Source organism: Capilliphycus salinus ALCB114379 (assembly GCF_047276495.1).
Classification (GTDB): Bacteria; Cyanobacteriota; Cyanobacteriia; order Cyanobacteriales; family Microcoleaceae; genus Capilliphycus; species Capilliphycus salinus.
The window spans coordinates 4,887,851-4,907,925 of sequence record NZ_CP178543.1; the positions used below are offsets into that span (position 1 = coordinate 4,887,851).

Annotated in this window: 13 protein-coding genes; 5 read left to right on the top strand and 8 right to left on the bottom strand. The window is 43.7% G+C overall.

Features of this window, described 5'->3' with window-relative positions:
- Positions 1–36: 36 nt before the first annotated feature.
- A complete protein-coding gene (locus tag ACL6C3_RS19770; RefSeq protein WP_413160750.1) occupies positions 37–990 on the top strand; it encodes a threo-3-hydroxy-L-aspartate ammonia-lyase in 954 nt (317 codons plus the stop codon).
- A gap of 18 nt (positions 991–1,008) precedes the next feature.
- On the opposite strand, the gene ACL6C3_RS19775 is transcribed toward ACL6C3_RS19770, so the two are convergent.
- Positions 1,009–1,845, bottom strand: coding sequence for a dual specificity protein phosphatase family protein (locus ACL6C3_RS19775; protein ID WP_413160751.1), 837 nt, complete (start codon positions 1,843–1,845; stop codon positions 1,009–1,011).
- Between the two features lie 350 nt (positions 1,846–2,195).
- Between ACL6C3_RS19775 and ACL6C3_RS19780 the strand changes: the two genes are divergently transcribed.
- Positions 2,196–3,617, top strand: a complete 1,422-nt coding sequence (locus ACL6C3_RS19780; protein ID WP_413160752.1) for a hypothetical protein — start codon at positions 2,196–2,198, stop codon at positions 3,615–3,617.
- A 13-nt stretch (positions 3,618–3,630) separates the two neighbouring features.
- Here the strand turns inward: ACL6C3_RS19780 and ACL6C3_RS19785 are convergent, their stop codons facing one another.
- From ACL6C3_RS19785 to ACL6C3_RS19800, 4 genes are all read right to left on the bottom strand, one after another.
- Positions 3,631–4,305, bottom strand: a complete 675-nt coding sequence (locus ACL6C3_RS19785; protein WP_413160753.1) for an SDR family oxidoreductase — start codon at positions 4,303–4,305, stop codon at positions 3,631–3,633.
- A 602-nt stretch (positions 4,306–4,907) separates the two neighbouring features.
- Positions 4,908–5,318 (bottom strand): hypothetical protein, encoded by a 411-nt coding sequence (locus ACL6C3_RS19790; RefSeq protein WP_413160755.1) that lies wholly within the window; start codon positions 5,316–5,318, stop codon positions 4,908–4,910.
- A 170-nt stretch (positions 5,319–5,488) separates the two neighbouring features.
- Entirely contained in the window at positions 5,489–7,165 is a 1,677-nt protein-coding gene (locus ACL6C3_RS19795) for an ABC1 kinase family protein (protein ID WP_413160756.1), read from the bottom strand.
- Between the two features lie 168 nt (positions 7,166–7,333).
- Entirely contained in the window at positions 7,334–8,467 is a 1,134-nt protein-coding gene (locus ACL6C3_RS19800; protein WP_413160758.1) for a DegT/DnrJ/EryC1/StrS family aminotransferase, read from the bottom strand.
- Between the two features lie 270 nt (positions 8,468–8,737).
- Here ACL6C3_RS19800 and ACL6C3_RS19805 point away from each other — a divergent pair, with 270 nt between their 5' ends.
- Positions 8,738–9,517: an ABC transporter permease gene (locus tag ACL6C3_RS19805; RefSeq protein WP_413160759.1), complete on the top strand. Its 780-nt coding sequence runs from the start codon at positions 8,738–8,740 to the stop codon at positions 9,515–9,517.
- Positions 9,518–9,602: 85 nt separating this feature from the next.
- Positions 9,603–9,944, top strand: coding sequence for an antibiotic biosynthesis monooxygenase (locus tag ACL6C3_RS19810; RefSeq protein WP_413160760.1), 342 nt, complete (start codon positions 9,603–9,605; stop codon positions 9,942–9,944).
- Positions 9,945–10,043: 99 nt separating this feature from the next.
- On the opposite strand, the gene trpD is transcribed toward ACL6C3_RS19810, so the two are convergent.
- Complete coding sequence (gene trpD, locus ACL6C3_RS19815; protein WP_413160761.1) at positions 10,044–11,141, bottom strand: anthranilate phosphoribosyltransferase; 1,098 nt, start codon at positions 11,139–11,141, stop codon at positions 10,044–10,046.
- A gap of 332 nt (positions 11,142–11,473) precedes the next feature.
- Here trpD and ACL6C3_RS19820 point away from each other — a divergent pair, with 332 nt between their 5' ends.
- Entirely contained in the window at positions 11,474–12,292 is an 819-nt protein-coding gene (locus ACL6C3_RS19820) for an Rpn family recombination-promoting nuclease/putative transposase (protein ID WP_413160762.1), read from the top strand.
- Between the two features lie 266 nt (positions 12,293–12,558).
- Here ACL6C3_RS19820 and ACL6C3_RS19825 read toward each other — a convergent pair whose 3' ends face one another.
- Both ACL6C3_RS19825 and ACL6C3_RS19830 read right to left on the bottom strand, forming a co-directional pair.
- The gene (locus ACL6C3_RS19825) at positions 12,559–18,684 is read right to left on the bottom strand and encodes a filamentous hemagglutinin N-terminal domain-containing protein (RefSeq protein ID WP_413160763.1); all 6,126 of its coding nucleotides are present in this window, start codon (positions 18,682–18,684) and stop codon (positions 12,559–12,561) included.
- Between the two features lie 198 nt (positions 18,685–18,882).
- Positions 18,883–19,896, bottom strand: a complete 1,014-nt coding sequence (locus ACL6C3_RS19830) for a transglutaminase domain-containing protein (protein WP_413160764.1) — start codon at positions 19,894–19,896, stop codon at positions 18,883–18,885.
- Positions 19,897–20,075 lie beyond the last annotated feature (179 nt).

Consider the following 20,075-nt stretch of genomic DNA (forward strand, 5'->3'; position numbering starts at 1 on the left):
AAAATCAACCCTTTAGAACTCAGTTGTCATTTAAGAATGAATTTACCTGTTTTCGCCGATATTGAAAAAGCAGCACAACGCCTCGGGGGATATGCTTACAAAACCCCGGTTGTTACTTCTCGCACGGTTAACGAATTAACCGGGGCGGAAGTCTTTTTTAAATGTGAGAATTTTCAAAGAACGGGTTCGTTTAAATTTCGGGGCGCTTTTAACGCTTTGTCTCAACTTTCTGAGGCAGAAAAATCTCGGGGTGTGTTAACGTTTTCTTCGGGAAATCACGCCCAGGCGATCGCACGTTCGGGTCAAATTTTAGGCATTCCCACCACTATTATTATGCCGTCTGATGCGCCGATTGTCAAGCAAGCGGCAACACGGGGTTATGGGGCGGAAATTATTCTCTATGAACGTGCGGAAATTGCCCGAGAAGTCTTGTGTCAACAAATCGCAACGGAACGGGGTTCTACGATTATACCGCCTTACGACCATCCTGATATTATTGCCGGACAAGGTACAACGGCGTTTGAACTTTTACAAGAGGTCAAAACCCTAGATTTTTTACTGGTTTGTTGTGGCGGTGGGGGTTTATTATCGGGTTGTGCTATTGCAACTCGTCAGCTTTCCCCCAACTGTAAAATTATTGGGGTTGAACCGGCAAACGCGGATGATGCAACCCGTTCTTTTCACACCAAAACCTTACAAAAAATTGAGAATCCTAAAACGATAGCAGATGGGGCGAGAACCCCCTATTTAGGAAAGCTAACCTTTCCGTTAGTGTTGCAGAATGTTGATGATATGGTCACGGTTTCCGAGGAAGATATTATTAAAACCATGTTCTTTGTTTGGGAACGAATGAAGTTAGTGATTGAACCGACGGGGGCGTTGGCTGCTGCTGCATTATTGCAAGGGGTTGTGAAAGCGCCGGGCGCTAGAATTGGGGTGGTTATTAGTGGCGGAAATGTGGATTTAAAACAAATTGGTCAGCTTTTTTGAGTTGAGTTGAATCCCCGTCTATTCTCGCGGAAACAAACGTTCTAAACTGTCTTGGAGGTTTTTATGGGGATAAATATCGCGTTTTTTACTCCAAACATAATCGAGGGTTTGTTGATAACTCCAAGTTGGATTTTTGGCAAAACAGTAGGCGGTCACAACCGAACCACTTCTGCCAATTCCCGCCCGACAGTTCACTAATATTTTCTGTTTTCCTTGTTCAAGCTGTCGGTCAATCCAGCTAATAGCTTCTAATAATAGAGTATCAGAAATTGGGTTGTGTGCGCCATCCAAAAGGTTAATTTTTTGATAAATCACTTTGGAGTCGGAAGGGAAGTTAATTGTTAATTCATCCGCGAGATTTAAAACCCCATCAATTCCCAAAGTTTCCGCTTGAGAGGCGGCGATAAAGTTGCCCACAAATACACCGGGAAGAATCTCGATATAACTCGGCCCCTTTGTCCAGTTCATCCACTCGGAGGGCGGTTCAATCTTCACATATCCGTTTTGTTTAGAATTCCCCAACCATTGCCAAGTTTCGGGATAATCTTTCAGTCCTATTCGATAGGTAAACTGATAATTACCGACGCTGGTTGGCATCAACGAACCCGCAAAACTGTAGATATTTTCCGACTCTTGAACTTGAAAATTTAGGTCAACGGCGTGCCAATTTCCCTCGCTATTATATTTCGTTAAAACGTTCGTCCAAAGTTGGACTTTTAAGTGTTCGGGAGGGTGAGAACTCCTCAGTTTAACCGTTGCGCCAAAATATTCTAACATATACAGGGTTATGCGAGAACCAATGGCGGGTTTTATCTCGATGATTTCGGCAGTGAAAGCGTTTGAAATGTCGTTCATTTTTCCTGATTTAGCACCAAACAAAGTTTATCAAAATACAGTCCTTTTTGTAAACCGTTTCTATAGAAGCTGTTCTTGTGAAAAACCGGGTTTCTCAACGGGAATATAGGCAATAAAAAGCAGTGGCAAACCCAAATACAGTGATTTTTGTAAACCGTTTCTGTAGAAGGTGTTATTGTAGCGGATATTTTTAAGAATTCCGTACAATTACTGAGGTAGTTTGTTTGGGTATTTGCTATCATTCCAATGAGTGAGATTCAATCAAAGAAAATTGTTTTATCGTAAATCTGATTAACAATTACTGATTTAAACTTACTCATCTATTTTGATATTTTAAGGACGTTAATGTTATGAATTCACCCGAACCGGAACTTCAAAAATTCTACCAAAGTGCCAAACAAGGAAATCCTAAAGCAATTGCTGTTGTTTTGAATTCCTTGCTGAAATCAGAAAACATCGTTATTGGTCAAGCTGATATCCAAAATAATTATCTGTATCTGATTGTAGAATCTGCCGAAATTCCCCCTCCTCACTCGTCTATTAAACGAATCTATGACGCCTTGAAACTGTTCAAACTACAGCACATCCAATATGTTATAATTCAAGCGAGAAAACCCGGAGAGACTAAACTTAAAAAGATTGACTGTATTGATTTAACCCAAGAATTAGAAACACCCCAACCCGAACCCGAACCTTCTGCTTTTGAAAAATTCCAACAAAAATTCCAACAAAAAATCAAATGGCCGGCTTGGTTTCCTTATCCGAGTTCGTTTGGTCGGATGATAATATTAATATTATGGTTGTTCATTGTTCTCAGAATTGTTACCTTTTGGGGTGTGATTATCGGGGGAACGGTGTCTGTTATCTCAGACGATATCAGACCTATATTACAAGCTTTAGGAATTGGTTTTTTGGGGTCAATATTAGTTCTTTCCTATGTCTATCATGTCTTATTCTATATTTTCTCCTATATACGTCAGCTTTTGTTGAACAAATCATCGGTAAAAGCGTTTCAATGGTTCCCAACACCTTTGAGTTTATGGCAGGGAATATATACACCAATTGTTTTAATCTTATCGGTTTTAACTGTGTTCTTAGTTGTTTTACCCTTTATGCCTTGGGGAACTTGTCAACAAGAACTTTTATTGGAAGATAAAAATTGTTATTATCGCCTTCAAAATTACTTGGCGAGTCTAGAAGTTATAGCGACTATTGTGTGGATAACATCCGGTTTGTATCTGTATCAAATTGAATATCTTATTCGCCAAAGAGTTTCCGGGGAAAAGATAATTAAGTTTATTGCTTTGGTTGTTTTTTCTTTCATGTCAACGGTTTTGATTTACACAACTGCAACCAATTGGAATTATATTTACGGTGCCTTTGCTAATTTTGAAAATCCTTTGGCATCGTCAGAATTAGCTGAAAATATTAACGCAACAGAACCCCCCGGTGTAGACACTGTAAATTCACCCAAAGCAGTTGTAAATTCACCAAAAATTGAAACGGAAAAACCCGAAGTTATCCCGCCTCAAGTTCCCGATGAAAACTTCAAAAAAGGGATAGAAAATGCGACTAACGCTTCGGTATTAGTGCAAACGGCAAAATCTAAAAATGAATGGGAATTCGTCGAGACACAGTGGCAAAATGCGATAGACTATATGAAACAAGTACAACCCGATGACCCCAACTACGAAGCCGCACAAAAACGGGTTGTACAGTATCAGAAAAATCTCGAATATGCGCGTTTGGCGGGAAATCAGGCGAAAGAATAACCGAGTTTTTCCCCTAGTCTAAATTGAGAATATCAAACTCAGTTTCACCCCAAATCATCTGTTTATCCAACGCCGATAATACTTTATTATTCGCCGCAGGAGACTGCAAACACCGACAGGCCAATGTTGCCACATCTGCCCGATGAATCGTTCCAGAAATGGTATAATTTTCGGTTAAAATGCCGTTACCTGTGGCGGGTTCGGACTTTAATCCACCGGGACGAATTATGGTATAATTAAGACCGCTATCGATTAAATGTTGTTCGGCTTTTTCCTTTTCTGCTAACACGGTGCCGAGGGTTTCCAAAGCTTGGGGAGGTAAAGCCACTCGACTGTTACCGGAACCGATAGAAGACACTAAAATAAACTTTCCGGCGCCGACTTCAACTGCTGCGTCAATTAAGTTTTTATTCCCCAAATAATCAGCCCTTTCCCCGTCTTTGGGTAAACCGCCAATGGTACTCATCACCGCAGAAATAGGGGAACCGGACATGGCTTGTTTAACGGCTTCGGCGTCGAGGGCGTCTCCCATTACCACTTCTATTCCCATTGCTTCTAACTCGGGTTTGGTGTCGGGCGAACGCAATAAAGCCTTTACCATTATACCTTGTTCGCGCAAACATTTGGCAATTTCTCGACCGACGCCGCGACTTGCACCGGCGAGGAAAATCAAAGATTCTGAATTCATTTTTTTTCTCCAATTAACTGATATGAGAAGGTTTTTTTATCCCCCTAAATTTCCCTGGAAAGATCCTCCTAAATCCCCCGCCCCCGTGACCCCCAATAATGGGGGTAAAAAGGGGGACTTTATCCCCCTAAATTTCCCTTGGGAAGATCCCCCTAAATCCCCCTTGGGAAGGGGGACTTTATCCCCCTAAATTTCCCGCCCCCGTGACCCCCAATAATGGGGGTAAAAAGGGGGACTTTATCCCCCTAAATCCCCCTTGGGAAGATCCCCCTAAATCCCCCGCCCCCGTGACCCCCAATAATGGGGGTAAAAAGGGGGACTTTATCCCCCTAAATCCCCCGCCCCCGTGACCCCCAATAATGGGGGTAAAAAGGGGGACTTTAATATTATTTTTTCCTAAAACAAATGACTTTTAACATCATTCCCCCCTCTTTTCCCCCCGATCATCGGGGGGTTAGGGGGGATAAAGAGGGGATAAAGGGGGCTAGGGGGGGATAAAAAGGGTTAGGAAGAACAAAAAAGATTACCAGCAACTCTCACCGTTTTCCTCAATGTTTATAGAGATGTTCGGGGGAACGTCTGTTATAATTAATTGTGGATTCTTAATCTTTTTGAGGACTAGATTGAGGGATAATTTTCCCCAAACTGAGATCGTCCAAGTCTATTCCTTTAGCGCCTTTTTGTTCCAGTTGAATTAATAACCGAGTTAGCTGATACCAAACTAACCCCGCCATCAATACTGTTAACGGAATTGAAAAGGAATAAGAAAAGAACGCCGAGAAGGTAAAAACCTGCAAACAAGAGGCTAAAAACAGACAAATTCCGATAGCAATTCCGCAAAAGGGAAACAACAATTGAAAACCCCGTAATTTGGCTAAAGCGCGAGTTGAACGACTCCTAGACCATTCTTTTAAGAGTTGTTTAAGCGTGGTAATAAAAGCGGTACAAGAGGTAATTCCTGCAAATAAACCTAAAGCAAGAATAACGTAAGGCGGATCGGACATTTCATACATGGCGGTTAAGTTCCCTCAAGTTTAATTGAACGGCTTTGGTACAACGAGAAGCTTTTTAATTTTGTGCGCTCTTCACGCAACAACGGGTTTTAACATGATATTACATTATTTTCCCCTGCTCAGTAACAGGGGATAATCGCTTGTTAAACTGTATTTTAGGCGGCGTCGGTCTAGTCTTGACGCAAAGCGGCGACTTGGGTTGTAGAAAACTCGGCGATCGCACTGATCGCCACATCAAACAAACGGGCGGGTTTAATGTGCGGACCAACCAAACTCCAAAGGCGTCTTACTTCTTCGGTATGGAGGCGATCGTCTTCTGTCAAGGCTAAAATAAGCTGACGGCGAAGAAATTCCCCTTCTTGAGACAGTAGGTATTGCAAACCCAATTGTGCGGTTGGTAGAATATCAAAAGTCTGATCGGATTGGGCGATCGCTAACATATTCTCCAAGCGATTCCACTGGAATTTGCCATCTTTAATTAACACTTCCAGCAAGCGCCGACGCAAAGCCGGAGTTTCCCCTTTCAACAGACGTCGTGCAACATAAGGATAGGCGACATCGACAATTTTGAAATTGGAATTAAGGGTTAAAGCAATGCCTTCTTGAGTCACCAAAGACCGAATAATTAGGGCAAATTTTGCCGGAACTCGGAACGGATAATCGTACATCAACTCCGAGAAACTATCGGTAATCGTTTTAAAATTAAAATCCCGAACACTTTCACCCATCGCATTTCCCAAGACCTTTTCTAAGGCGGGAACAATCGGGATAATGTTAGTTTCCGGGGTCAAAAATCCCAATTGAACAAAGTCTTTTGCTAAATCGTTGTAATCTCGATTAATCAGATGAACAACCGAATCAACTAAAGTTTCTTTAACATCTTGTTCTAGCTGATCCATCATCCCAAAATCAATAAATGCCATGCGACCATCGGGCATTGCAAATAAATTACCGGGATGAGGATCGGCGTGAAAGAAACCAAATTCCAGCAGTTGTCTCAAACCGCTTGTTACCCCGACTAAAATCAGATTATCGAGGTCTAAACCTGCCGCTTGAATGCTGGCAACATCGGTCAATTTAAACCCGTTAATCCATTCTAAAGTTAAAACCCGAGTGCTGGTATATTTCCAATAAATTTCGGGAACTTTTACGGTTGGATCGTCGCTAAAATAGGCGGCAAATCGTTCGGCGTTGCGACCTTCATTGAGATAATCTATCTCCTCAAAAAGTTTAGTCCCAAATTCATCAACAATCAAGCTCAAATCGTGACCCAAATTAAGCGGTAGCCAAGGGGCGATCCAACCGGCGGCCCACCGCATTAGATACAAATCTAGGGTAATAATGGGAACCAAATTGGGTCGCTGAACTTTGATCGCGACTTCTTCCCCGGTTCGCAAACGGGCGCGATAGACTTGACCTAAACTGGCTGCGGCGACGGGTTCGGGTGAAATTTGACTGTAAACGCTGTCTAGATCTCGGTCTAACTCCGCCTCAATAATTGCCATCGCCGCTTGATGGTTGAAAGGCGGTAACTGATCCTGAAGTCGGGTGAGTTCTTCTAAAAAGTCTTTGCGAACCAAGTCGGGACGGGTGGAAAGGGCTTGACCGACTTTAATGAACGTGGGGCCGAGATGGGTTAGAATTTCTCGTAACTGAGTCGCCCGTTGCGGTGTATGTTCAACATCGGGTCTGCGCCATCGATCCCAAACCAGACCTAATATAAACCCTGTAAAAAACCAGACTACGGTGATAGCCCGCCAAATGGCCTGCCAGGGACGACGGCGATAATATCGGGCGATCGCTTCTGGGTCATAACACCGTTCAGATGTGAATTGGTGTGGACTCACGCTGTTTATTTTCCTCTTAAACGCTGAATTGTAACTAGGGGGGTTACAGTTGACAGATCGACTCGGGTTGAGCGGATCTCTATCTGTAGTTTTGTGTTTATCGTCTTGTTATCGTTTTGTTAATTAACAGTATACAAAACTACACACCCAAATCGGAAGCAAATTTACCTATTGACTCAAAAAATCCTTGATCGCGTAGATCACAGAGTCCTGTTGTTCGGTTGAGAGTTCGGGAAACATAGGCAACGATAACACCTCCTGAGACAGTTGTTCAGCAACGGGAAACTGACCGGGTTGATAACCCAAATCTTCATAAACAGGTTGCAAGTGCAACGGTACCGGATAATAAACCATCGTAGTAATTCCCCGTTCGGCTAACTGTGCGCGAACAACATTTCGATCGAAGATTAAATCCGTTGCTCGTTGCAAAACTCGAACGGTATACTGATTCCAAACACTTTGTCCGGGAGTGGCTTCAGTCGGAACAATCAAACCCGGAACCGCCCCGAGAAATTGATGATAGCGTTGGGCGATGCGCGATCGCTGTTCATTCCATTGATCTAGATAACGCAGTTTAACGTTCAAAATAGCGGCCTGTAACGCATCCAACCGACTGTTAACCCCAACCACTTCCGAATTATACTTACTGGACTGTCCGTGATCTTTAATCATCCGAATTTTAGCAGCGATCGCAGTATTATCAGTTGTAATCGCGCCGCCATCCCCACAGGCACCCAGATTTTTAGTTGGGAAGAAACTAAAACAACCAATATCACCAATACGACCGATTTTTTCACCGTTCCAAGTCGCCCCCGTCGCCTGGGCGCAATCTTCAATTACACTTAATTGGTGAGTTCGTGCAGTTTCCATAACTCGGGTCATATTCACCGACTGACCAAACAAGTGTACCGGAATTATGGCTTTTGTTTTAGAAGTAATCGCCGATTCGAGTTTGTTAACATCGAGATTAAACGTATTTTCATCAATATCTACAAAGACCGGCGTCGCCCCGACAGAACTCACCACTTCCGCAGTTGCAATAAAGGTAAATACCGGAACAATGACTTCATCGCCCGGACCAATATCGAGGGCGCGAAGGGCGAGAAATAGGGCGTCGGTACCGGAGTTACAGCTAATACAGTCGGAAACCCCAATATACTCGCCAAAAGCTTCCTCAAACCGTGCAACCTCCGATCCGCCAATATAGTAACCCGAGGCTAACACCTGTTCGACAGCGACGCCGATTTCCTGTGCAATTAATTTGTACTGTTGACCAAGATCGATAGGAGGGATTTTGTTCACGCTTCACACCTAAAATGAAAAATGAGTTATTCGTTATCTGTAACACTGTAGGGTGCATCAAACCAGTTAATCTGAAGACTCCTCAACAGAGAACAATCATTGATGGACTCTACCCCTAAACTACTGTAGGGTGCATCAAAGCAGTTAATCTGAGAACTCCTCCACAACAGAGAACAATCATTGATGCACCATAGAGGGGTTAATCTAGTGATTGTCAACAACCAGGGGAGGCGGGTGATGCACCCTACCCCTGTTAATTGGAGTTGAGGCTTGTTAATTCCCCTAGATTTTACAGACTTAGCGTTAGCATTGGGACTGATTGCCATTGCGTGCGCCCTATCATTTTGGCAACAATTGGGCTTAGAAGGACAATTACTCCTCGCTACGGTGCGAACAATTGTTCAGTTGGGCGTTGCGGGTTACGTTTTGGCGGTGGTTTTCGATCCGGCGCGACCTAACCCCTGGTTAATTTTAGCCTTTGGACTGTTAATGTTAACCCTCGTTACCGTTGTTACCCGCAACCGCATCAGCAAAAAACTCCCCCGACTGCTATTTTGGGTTTGGGGGTCGTTGGGGTTGAGTGCGGTGTTAATTGTCGGTTATGCTCAACTGTTGGTGATTCAACCGACGCCGTTCTACAGTCCCCAATATCTAATTCCGTTATTGGCGGCTATTTTAGGAAATGCGATGAATGCGGCTTCTATCGCCGGAGATCGTTTGGTTACGACGTTGAACTATTCCCAGACCGAAATTGAAACCCATCTCAGTTTGGGGGCGACTCCCCAACAGGCGGTGAAACTTTACCGGAGTGAAGCGATACGGGCGGGGTTGCTTCCTACACTGAATTCTATGGCTATTGTGGGAATTGTTACCCTTCCCGGTATTTTAACCGGTCAGTTGCTCGCCGGAGTTGAACCCTTGGATGCGGCGTCCTATCAAATTTTGATATTGTTGGCGATCGCAGTGTCGAATTTAATTGCTACCCTGGTGTTGACTGCGGGAATTTGTCGCCAATTTTTCAACCCTGAGGCGCAATTGCAAAAATTTTAACGAGAATTTTAACGATCGGCTTGATTTGATGAGATCGGATCGGGTAATCTACAATCCCAGTAACGTTCATTATTTTGGGTTCAAAATGTCAGAATTTTTAGATTTTCTTAAACATAAATATGCTTACGTTGCGATCGGCGAATTTAAAGCCGGTAAGTTTGACGAGGCCGAACAACTGTTTGAAAAAGCGGTTTCGACCTATACAAAAGGGTTCAAAGGCTCTTATTTGTTGCAAGAACCGGGAACCGATAAAGGAATTGCGATTATATTTTGGGAAAATATAGAAGATATGGATGAAAATCATAGTGAAGCCTATGAAGCCATTATGAATGAAATGGCGCACCTGTTTGCTAAAGCGCCCAAAACCTCTTTTTATGAAGTTTGTAGCGAAGTTCATCCCCTAGAATTGGCTTCAGAAGAAGGTTAAATTCTGTGCGGTGCATCAAAAATTAAGTAAGTTCGTAGTTGGGCTTTAGCCCTTGTCTAATGCGCTGAAGCGCAACTACAAACTCGATCCGAACGCACCCTATTTGAGGAATTTAACCAATTGTTCGAGTTTTGACCATGCCGCACCACTGCTGATAATATCTTGAGCAACGGACAGCCCAGAAACATGATCTCCAACGGGAACAAAACCGCTAACTTGTAAAGCCAAAGACGCATTTAAAGCCACCACATCCCGTTGAGCCGGTGTTCCTTTTCCTTGTAAAACATTTTGCAAAATTTCCGCATTTTCCGCAACTTCCCCACCTTTTAAAGCGGTTATTTCTGCCGAATTCAAGCCCAATTCTTGCGGGTTAACTGTTCCTTTTTCGACCTTTCCTTCCGATAATATTGCCAAATCCGTTAAATCTCCCAACCCCGCTTCATCGAGTTTTTCTCGTCCGTGCAGAACAATCGCCTGTTTTAACCCCAATTTTCCCAAAGCTTCGGCAATTATTTCTAATAAATTGGGGTCATAAACACCCATCACTTGACCCGCAGGTTTTAAAGGATTAACTAACGGCCCCAACAAGTTAAAAACCGTTCTGACTTTTAAGGTTTTTCTAAGCGGAACAACCGCTTTCATCGCCGGATGCCAACCCGGTGCAAATAAAAAGGTAATTCCCACTTCTGTTAACGCCGAAGTAATCTTTTCAAAGGGCGAATTTAACTGAATTCCTAGTGCTTCTAAAACATCAGCAGAACCCACCTTACTCGAAGCGGAACGGTTGCCATGTTTGGCGACGGGAACCCCCGCAGCAGCAGCCACAAACGCCACAGCAGTGGAAATATTAAACGTAGAAGCGCCATCTCCCCCCGTCCCACAAGTATCAATAATATGATAGGGAGAATTAGGAATTTCAACAGGTGTTGAAGCCGACGCCGACTGAGACTGCAATACAGAAGCCATTCCCGCCAATTCTTCTGCGGAGACGCCTTTGGTTTGCAGCGCCATCAAAATTGCACCCGAAAGCACCTCGGGAATTTCCTCGTTTAGCCATCCCTGCATTAACGTTGAGGCTTGGGAAACCGAGAGGGAGTCCCGGTCGAGGAGTTGTTGCAGCAAATTCGGCCAGAAGTTGGTATCGTGAGTTGGGGAAGCTGTGACAGTCATTTCAGGATTATTAAATCTAATCGGCATTTTGACAACCTGAAGATTTATTTTACCCTCAATGGGGTACTTTCTTTATTAATTCTGTCAATACTGTAGGGGCGGGTTCTACAATATCTTTAACGACTACTGAGAGATTTACATAAACCCGCCCCACACTCATAACACTAAAAAACCCCTACAAATTCCAATCAATGTAGGGGCGCTGCGGTTTGCGCCCAATCCCAAAAAAAATCTGAGAACAAACTCGCGCCCAATCCCCCAAAAACCCGATAAAAAAACTCGCGCAAATTTTCTAAAAAAAGTGATAAAAAACAACATTTTATCCTATAATTTTTTAAGAATTAATTCTACAAACCAGGGTGAAAACCGACTCGCTTTTTTACCGCATTTTCCAAACGGCTCCGGCTATTTTCTTTGAGCTAATTGGTCAACCCGTTCAGGAGGGATATCAATTTCAATCCGTTGAACTCAAACAAACCGCATTTCGGATTGATGGGGTATTTTTACCTCCACCCGAAGCCGAAAATCAGACGGTTTATTTCGTTGAAGTTCAGTTTCAAAAAGATCCTCTGCTGTATCATCGTTTATTTGCCGAACTATTTCTCTTTCTCAACCAGAACCCAAATACAGTAGACTGGCAAGCCGTCGCAATTTATCCTAATATTAGCCTAGAACCAGAAGAAACCCATCTCTACCGAACGCTGTTAGAAAGTTCCCAAGTTCGGCGTATCTATCTTAATCAACTTTCGGGTTCATCGGTTGAGTTGGGAATTGTCGAATTAATTCTAGAACCCCAGGAAACCGCAGTCAACAAAGCCAAACAGTTGTTATCCGAGGCTCAACAAGCCACACAACTGCCCGTAGCGGTTATCATGGAATTGATAGAAACGACAATGGTTTATAAGTTTCCACAATTGACTCGTCAGGAGATTATTCAGATGTTGGAATTAGCAACAGACTCCAAACAAACCCGAGTTTATCAAGAAGGTCGAGAAGATGGAGAACGATCGCTTATCCTACGTTTATTAACCCGAAAGTTTAATCAAATTGATCCTCAAGTTCGTTCTCAAATTGGATTGCTTTCATCGGAACAGTTGGAAATGTTAGCAGAGGTGTTGTTGGATTTTTCATCTTTGCAAGATTTGACAAATTGGTTAGAGGAGTATTTGAGAAGTTAATATCATCTCCGATTAATCAATCATCATCTGTAGGGGCGGGTTCTACAATATCTTTAACGACTACTGAGAAATTTACAGAAACCCGCCCCACCCGATTTTTCATCTTTGCAAGATTTGACCCATTGGTTACAGGAAAATTTGAGGGAATAGAAGGTTCTAAGGCTGACAGTACAGACTAAAAAAACCCGGTTTCTTATATGGCTTCCTCGCTCAAGACGATGTGTATTGTAAAAGAAACCGGGTTTTTGGCTTCGGAATAAAAGGTGCTAGGGTTGACAGATGTTTCGGTTGGGTTGTTGACGCTGAACTCCGGTTTTTGTGGGGTCATAACCGACTAATAACACGTTCCCATTTTCGTCTCTTACCCAACCCCTCGCCGGAACAATTGTTCTTGAATCTATAGGATAATCATCAAGATTATTATCCCGTTTTTGAGATTGTTGTTGAGGAGGTTGTGAGGAATTATTCCGTTGAGGAGTAACAGGTTCAATGAGTAGAGATTCTAACTCAACTAACCCAGGAATTGCCGATGAATCTTGAACGGGATTTGGTGCAATTCCTCCCCGTCCGGTAATAATAAATGAACTATCTCGACCTTGTTTGCAGGGGTCTTGAGCAATTAAGGCGTTAGGATCAACGATGTTTTGAGGGAGGTCAACTAATGCGGCGTCGGGGTCAATTTCAGTTTGTAATTGAATGATACCACTCAAAGACGGATCGGTGCGGGAAATTGAAGTAATACTACTTCTGGAAAGAAGGGTTGGATCGAAGTTAACCAAGTTATCTCGGCCAAATTGTTCTTCTAAACTGTCTCGACCGAGAATTTCAAAGCCAAATAAACCCCGAGTTGTAATGTTAACTGTACCGCCCCGACCTAAGAAAGCATTGGCTGCAATTTGACTGCTTTCTAAACCGACTAAAAGTTCATTATCAACGGTAATATTACCGCCATCGCCTTCTAAGTTTGCCAAACCTGCATCGGTGCGAATTGAACTCCCATTTCTCATAAAAACCTCCCGACCTTCTAAGTTAATATTACCGCCATTACCCGAAGTCGTGAGGGTAAACACTCCGGAAGTATTATTAAAGAGAACATCTCCAGTTTCAATATTAATATTACCGGCTCTGTTTTCAAATGTACTAACATTTGCAGCAGAAATTCCGGCTTGATTAAGCAGAGAAAGCTGATTAGTGTTGATAGTAATATTACCTCCATCTCCCTGTCCTGATGTACGGGTAGAGATGACAGCATTATTAGTAATTGAAAGATTGTCTGTGGTGATGAAAATTTCGCCGCCTTCTCCCACCGCACCCGCTTCTACACTAGAAAAGGCGCTACTTGGAAATGATTGACTATCAATTCCATCAAAAGAAACACCATCGCGAGTTTCAATTGTAATAGTACCCGCATCACCGGGTCCGCGAGTTAACGTCTGAAGTTGAGAACCATTCATCACATAAAGATTGTCTGCGGTGATGCGAATTTCTCCACCTTGAGTGTTTGGGGCTGCTGTTTGTTCAACGGTGGCAAAAATTCTACTGCTCCCATCTAAGAAAACATCTCCTTCTGCTTCAATAATCACATTTCCGGCATTGCCAAATCGTTCGGTTTGAGCTTGAATTTCGCTGCCTTGAGTGGCGGCTAGGTTTCCGGTTGTAATCACAACATCTCCACCTTCACCCACCCCGGTTACACCAACATTGGTAAAAACAGCACTGTTATCTAAAGATACATTTTCGCGGGCATTTATAATCACATTCCCCGCATTTCCTTCGCCAAAGGTACTGGCATCAACTTGAGCGCCATTTGTGACGAATAAAATCCCGGTATTGATGCGAACATCTCCCCCCTCTCCAGCCCCAAATAAGCCGACAAAACTGGACCCAAAGCTAGTAAAAATTTGCTCGTCTGTTGTTTCTAAAACCCCATCAAAAAACACACTTTCACGAGCATCTACAGTGATACTTCCTGCATTTCCCTGACCGCTGGTTTCGGCTCGCAAATTGCCCCCATTGGTGACGGATAAATTGTCGGCAATAATGCTAATATCTCCGCCATCACCTATCCCAAATAATCCAAATTGAGTAAAGCTGACATCGGTAAAAACGGCACTCGGAAAGCTTTGATCGGCGACTCCATCTATAAACACACCCTCTCTGGCATTTACCGTAATATTACCCGCATTTCCAATACCCTGAGTTTGAGCTTGTAACTGACCGCCATTGGTAATAAATAAATTGCCAGTGATAATATTAATATCGCCCCCTTCACCTTCGGCTTGCAAAAGTTGTCCGTTCAAGTTTAAGATTCCGACTTGGGTAAAGGCTTCACTATCATCAATCGAAATATTGTTGAAAGCATTAACAAAAATATCTCCAGAATTTCCAAAACCTTGGGTTTGAGCCTGTAACTGTCCTCGGTTAGTTATGGAAAGATTTGCTGTTGAGATGGAAATATTACCCGCATCTCCAAAGCTGGCTGTACGGGTTTGAACTTGCGCTCCATCGCTAATAAAAATGTTGTCGGCGGAGATTTCAATCGCCCCGCTATTTGCCTCATTTTGTAAGCCGAGTAATTCTAAACTAAATCCTCCCAATTCTACCGTTGTAAACACTCCGCTGGAGGGAAAATTACCGTCTTGAGTTTGACCCAAAAACACATTGCGAGCATTGAGAATAATATCTCCCGTTCCTCCAAATCCTCGGGTTAACGCTTGCAATTGAGCGCCATTGGTAACGGCAAGATTTTCTGAGGTTATATTAATCTCACCGGCAAAACCCAAAGCCTGTTGTTCTACAGTTGTAAAAACACCCGTGAGATTTTGATTTCCCGCCCCATCAAACAAGGCATTCTCACGAACATTAATAATAATATCGCCCGCATTACCAATTCCGCCCTGATTAATACTAGCATCAAGTTGAGCGCCATTGGTCACGGAAAGATTGCGACCGGAAATGTTAATATTTCCTCCGTTCCCTTCAGCAAGAGTGGCAACAACAGTGATAGCTCGACTGGATTGACCATTCTCGCCGACTCCATCAAAAGAAATGCCATTTTCAGCATTAATAATAATATCTCCACCCTCTCCAACCCCTTCCATTTGTGCTTGTAATTGAGCGCCATTGGTAACAAAAAGGTTGCCGGTTGTAATCTCAATATCTCCTCCATCTCCTTGTATACCCGACTCAATTTGACTAAAAGCTCCACTGGGATTAGATTCACCGGTCAACTCATCTACGGGAATAATCGGATTAATTCCATCAAAAGTGGTATCTCCAGAAACTTCGATGCGAATATCGCCCGCATTACCTGGACGGGGTATGACATTAGAAAAACCAAAAATATAGCCGCGAACTAAACTCTGTAATGTTCCGCCTTCTTTAACTTCTAAAGAACCCGCTCGAATGGTAATTCCCCCACTATTTCCGATTCCTCCAGACTCTACGCTACTGAAAGCACCACTGGAAAATCCCTGACTATCAACCCCTTCAAATAACACCCGCTCACCGGCATTGATAGTAATATTACCCGCATTTCCAGACCCTTGAGTTTGAGCTTGCAATTGACCGCCATTGGTCACAGAAAGATTGCCGGTATTGATCTCAATATTTCCGCCAGTTCCGATGGTTCCCGGGTCTAAACTGCTGGCAATGCGAGTAAAATCACCATCGACAGAAACGAGATCCCTAGCGTTAATTTGAATATCTCCGGCATTACCGAGAGCGGCTGGGAGTCCCTGAAACTGATCGGCTCCGCGAACCAAAGCCTGTAGGGTGGCGCCGTCTTTAACTTCAACGGTCCCGGCGGTGATGGTTATTCCCCGACTATCTCCTACTGCTCCGGCTTCGACGCTGCTAAAACCCCCAGTCTGGAGTTGATCGGTTGTTCCTTCAAACAAAACGCGATCGCTGGCTTCTATGACTATACGACCCGCATTTCCTTGACCTCGGGTGACTGTTTGCAACTGACCGCCATGGGTGACAGAAAGATTACCGGTATTGATGTTAATATTTCCGCCCTGACCTTGTGCTGTGGCTTCTACGGTACTGTAAGCGGCGCTGGGAAAGGCTCCATCGCTGGTCGATCCCGTAAAGGTAACAGAACCGTTGGGAGCATTGATGGTAATATTACCCCCATCTCCGACCCCTTGAGTTTGAGCTTGCAGGGTTGCGCCATTTCTCACGGTGAGGCTTCCGGCGTTAATCTCGATGTCTCCGCCACTTCCGATCGCTCCGGTTTCTAAGGCGGTGGAAGCTCTGGTTCCGTCCCCTTCAAAAACAACATCCTTGATGGCGTTAATCTCAATATTACCCGCATTTCCAATACCGGTTCCTAAAATCAGGTTGGGATCGGATTTAATGGCAGATTCTAGGATTGCTCCGTTTGTGACCTGGAGGGAACCGCCTGTATTAATCGTTACCGTGCCGCTGTTGCCGATTCCCCCGGAGTTAACGGTGCTAAACACTCCACTACCGGGATTATTCACAGAAACAAAGTTGCGAGCGTTCAGCCTGACATTACCTGCATTTCCATTTCCCGAGGTACTAGAACTGAGTGCGGCTCCTTCTCCTACAAATATACTGCCGGCGTTGATTTCTACCAGTCCAGCGCTTCCGGTGGCGCCAAGTTCTAAGGTGCTGAAGGCTCCGCTTCTGACTCCGCTAAAAGAGGCGGTTGTAGCGGCGTTGACTCGGATGGTTCCGGCGTTTCCTCGGATAATATCGGGGTTATCGACATCGGTAGCATTGCTGTTGACTCTCGCTTGCAGGGATGAATCGCTCACCGATAGAGAACCGGTGAGTATGTCAATATTACCGCCATTGCCAATGGCTCCGGGTTCTACGTCGCTGCGAATGGAACTGTTTGCAGTCATGGAGACGGTTTCAGTGGCATTGACTTGCACATTTCCGGCGTCTCCTCTACCAAAGGTGCTGGTGGCTAGGGTTGCTCCTTCGGAAAGGGACAGATAACGGGTATTTACTCGCACATTTCCCCCAAAGCCTTCTCCTGTGGGTAAGACTTGGCTGAAGATTCCGCTGTTACCGGCGACTGTGACGCGATCGCTTTCTATGACTACGTTTCCGGCGTTTCCTTCCCCGGCGCTACTCCCGCTGATCTCGGCGCCGTTTGTTACGGATAATTGATTGGTGGTGATGCGAACATCTCCGGCTTGTCCCTGACCTCCGATTTCAACTCGGCTGAATGCTCCGCTGGGAATCTGATCGACGCTACCATCAAAGGAAACTTGGTTCTCGGCGTTGACGATCACACTCCCCGCATTTCCTTCTCCCAAGGTACTGGCACTCAGCAGGGAGGCTTCTGTTACGGATAGGTTGGGGGTGGTGATGCGAATATCTCCGCCTTGGCCTGTTGCGTTGGTTTGAACCTCGTTTAAAATTCGGCTACTCTGGCTAAGATTGATGTCTTCTGTGGCGTTGATTTCAATATCTCCGGCTTGACTGTCCGATGAACCTGAATTTGCGGCTATTCCTGCTATTAGAGCGCTTCCTTGAAACTCTATGTTACCCGCATCGATCGCAATTGTTCCTTGATTATCGCCGGTGACGTCGGCGATTCCTCTAATAAAGGTAACATCTGAACGGGTGGCTTCTCGCGGAAACCGCAGCGCTAAGGATTGTTCTGTTTCGTTGGAGGCGAGGGTTTCTATATTAACTCGACCTTGTTCTATACTTCCTATTTCTATTCGACCTCCACTGGCTGTTACTTCTCCGCCTTCAAAGCGAATTTCACCCCCAACAAATCCTAATGTTTGTCCGTCGGGTACTTGCAAACCGACAGTATCACCCGTGTCTGGATTGAGTGCTACCGATTGATTAATAAGAGTACCGGGATTTTCTCGAAGGTTTAACCCGATTGGCATATTAATTGTTAATAATGGCGGCGCTTGGGGGTTACTTGCTGCAAATTCAAAGCCATTTTCAAATAATATTCCATCGGCTGTTGAGGCGAAAAATGATCCGCCGACATCTAACCTGGCGTTCGGTCCGAAAAAAATACCGTTGGGATTGATTAAAAATAGGTTGGCATCGCCTAAAACCCCTAAGGTTCCGAGAATTTGTGAGATATTATTTCCGGTAACGCGAGTTAGAATATTAACGATATTATCGGGGTTGGAAAAATAAGCGCCCCGTCCTTCTCTGATGTTAAATTCTTGGAAACTATGAAATAAATTATTTCCTCGAATCGCTCCCCCGTCAATGCGATCGCCGGGTCTACCCCTAATGTCTAAACTGGGCGTAACGACTGAGTTTTCTGTACCTAAACTGTTATCGGGGATAATTTGAGCCTGTGCGGGTAGAAGTTGAGCAACAGAACCCAAGGTAATTAAACCTGCAAATAAGGACAGGTCTGGGAGGGGATGCTGTACCACTGGCTTTTTTAAGTTTGAGGGATAATTATTGATTTTGAGTATACCACTACTTAAGACAAAGCGATGAGATGGTTTGATTTATCTTTTTGAGGGGGTTAGGGGGTAGGGTTGATGTTTGCATATCCATCACCCCAAACCACCGTCTTCACACTTCTAGGAGTTCTCCGAGTCGGGGTATGTCTTGCATTAGTCTTGCAATTATAGAGATCGAAACTTTAGCTGACCTATCCGAGTGATTTTTCGATTAGGAGAATGACTTTCAGGAGCAAGACTAAACAGTAAAACTTGATATTCTCCCGGTTCTGGAAATTGACAAGAAAGCCGAATCTTTGAAGCCTCTGTCTGAGTTCGACAGGGTTTTAGCTGTTGATGTTGATTGGATGAATTACTCAAGAGTAAATCCCAAACTAACAAATTCGATTCATTGATTTTTGAAAATAAAGCTCCTATTATTTGGGGTTTTTGAGCAAAAGTTCTTAATTCAATCACAGCATTTTTTTCAGTGGTTGTTTGATACTCCTCGGGGGAAATCATGGTCAAGCCTTGAGCAAAAAACTGAGGAGTTAAAATGGGTTGATTTTCAAAAGATTGGTAATTTTTTGATCGGCCTAAAAGTTGCCAACCTTGTATTAAAGGTAAGTGACTAATAATCATTAGTTCTGGATGAAGCATCAAATAATCCGCACTATATAAATCCTTTGAACCTGTGTCATCCCATGTGGTATCAACTAATTGCCAGTTTCCTTCAATTTTGACAGCATTCCAAGCATGGAGTGTCCAATCATAATTGGATTCGAGTAACCTAAAAGCTTTGGGAATCAAATCTAGAGGTGCTAAGTCTTGACGAACTTTTCCTTTGATATAAACAACATCTAATCCTATCGCTCGTCCGAGTTCTTTAAAAAGATTGGCATAGCCTTCACAGACGGCTTTGTGAGTAAGAAAAACAGTTTGTGCATCCTGAGAAGGTCGTACTCCGGTTTGAAGTACATCTAAATCATAAGTGACTCTAGTGATTACATAATCATGTATGGCTTTAACTTGCAAATAGGGATCGGTTTCATATTGAGCAATATATTGAGCAACTGATTTAATACTTGTTTCAACATCGGGTGTTATGCTACTAATGATGGGATGAATAGTTTGATGCTCTTTCCAAGGCCAGGGTGATGAGACAAACGGAGGTGTGGGGTTATTGACTAGGTAAGTCATCAAATCACTATATGAATTGTACCTCATCGGGATATAGGATTTGAAAATGATTAGCAATAGGATAGACAAGAAAATTAATATATTCCTGAATTGAGTCCGGCTGAAATTCTTAAGTTTTTTGAAAGTAGCATCTAAACGGATTGACTTTAGTTGCTTTTTTTTCCGAAGGTTTTGTTGTT

Excerpts from the sequence above, each read along its gene's own strand:
- trpD (WP_413160761.1), bottom strand. The coding sequence starts at position 11,141 with ATGCCGATTAGATTTAATAATCCTGAAATGACTGTCACAGCTTCCCCA.
- ACL6C3_RS19810 (WP_413160760.1), top strand. The coding sequence starts at position 9,603 with ATGTCAGAATTTTTAGATTTTCTTAAACATAAATATGCTTACGTTGCG.
- ACL6C3_RS19830 (WP_413160764.1), bottom strand. The coding sequence starts at position 19,896 with ATGACTTACCTAGTCAATAACCCCACACCTCCGTTTGTCTCATCACCC.
- ACL6C3_RS19770 (WP_413160750.1), top strand. The coding sequence starts at position 37 with ATGAATTTACCTGTTTTCGCCGATATTGAAAAAGCAGCACAACGCCTC.
- ACL6C3_RS19790 (WP_413160755.1), bottom strand. The coding sequence starts at position 5,318 with ATGTATGAAATGTCCGATCCGCCTTACGTTATTCTTGCTTTAGGTTTA.
- ACL6C3_RS19785 (WP_413160753.1), bottom strand. The coding sequence starts at position 4,305 with ATGAATTCAGAATCTTTGATTTTCCTCGCCGGTGCAAGTCGCGGCGTC.
- ACL6C3_RS19775 (WP_413160751.1), bottom strand. The coding sequence starts at position 1,845 with ATGAACGACATTTCAAACGCTTTCACTGCCGAAATCATCGAGATAAAA.
- ACL6C3_RS19780 (WP_413160752.1), top strand. The coding sequence starts at position 2,196 with ATGAATTCACCCGAACCGGAACTTCAAAAATTCTACCAAAGTGCCAAA.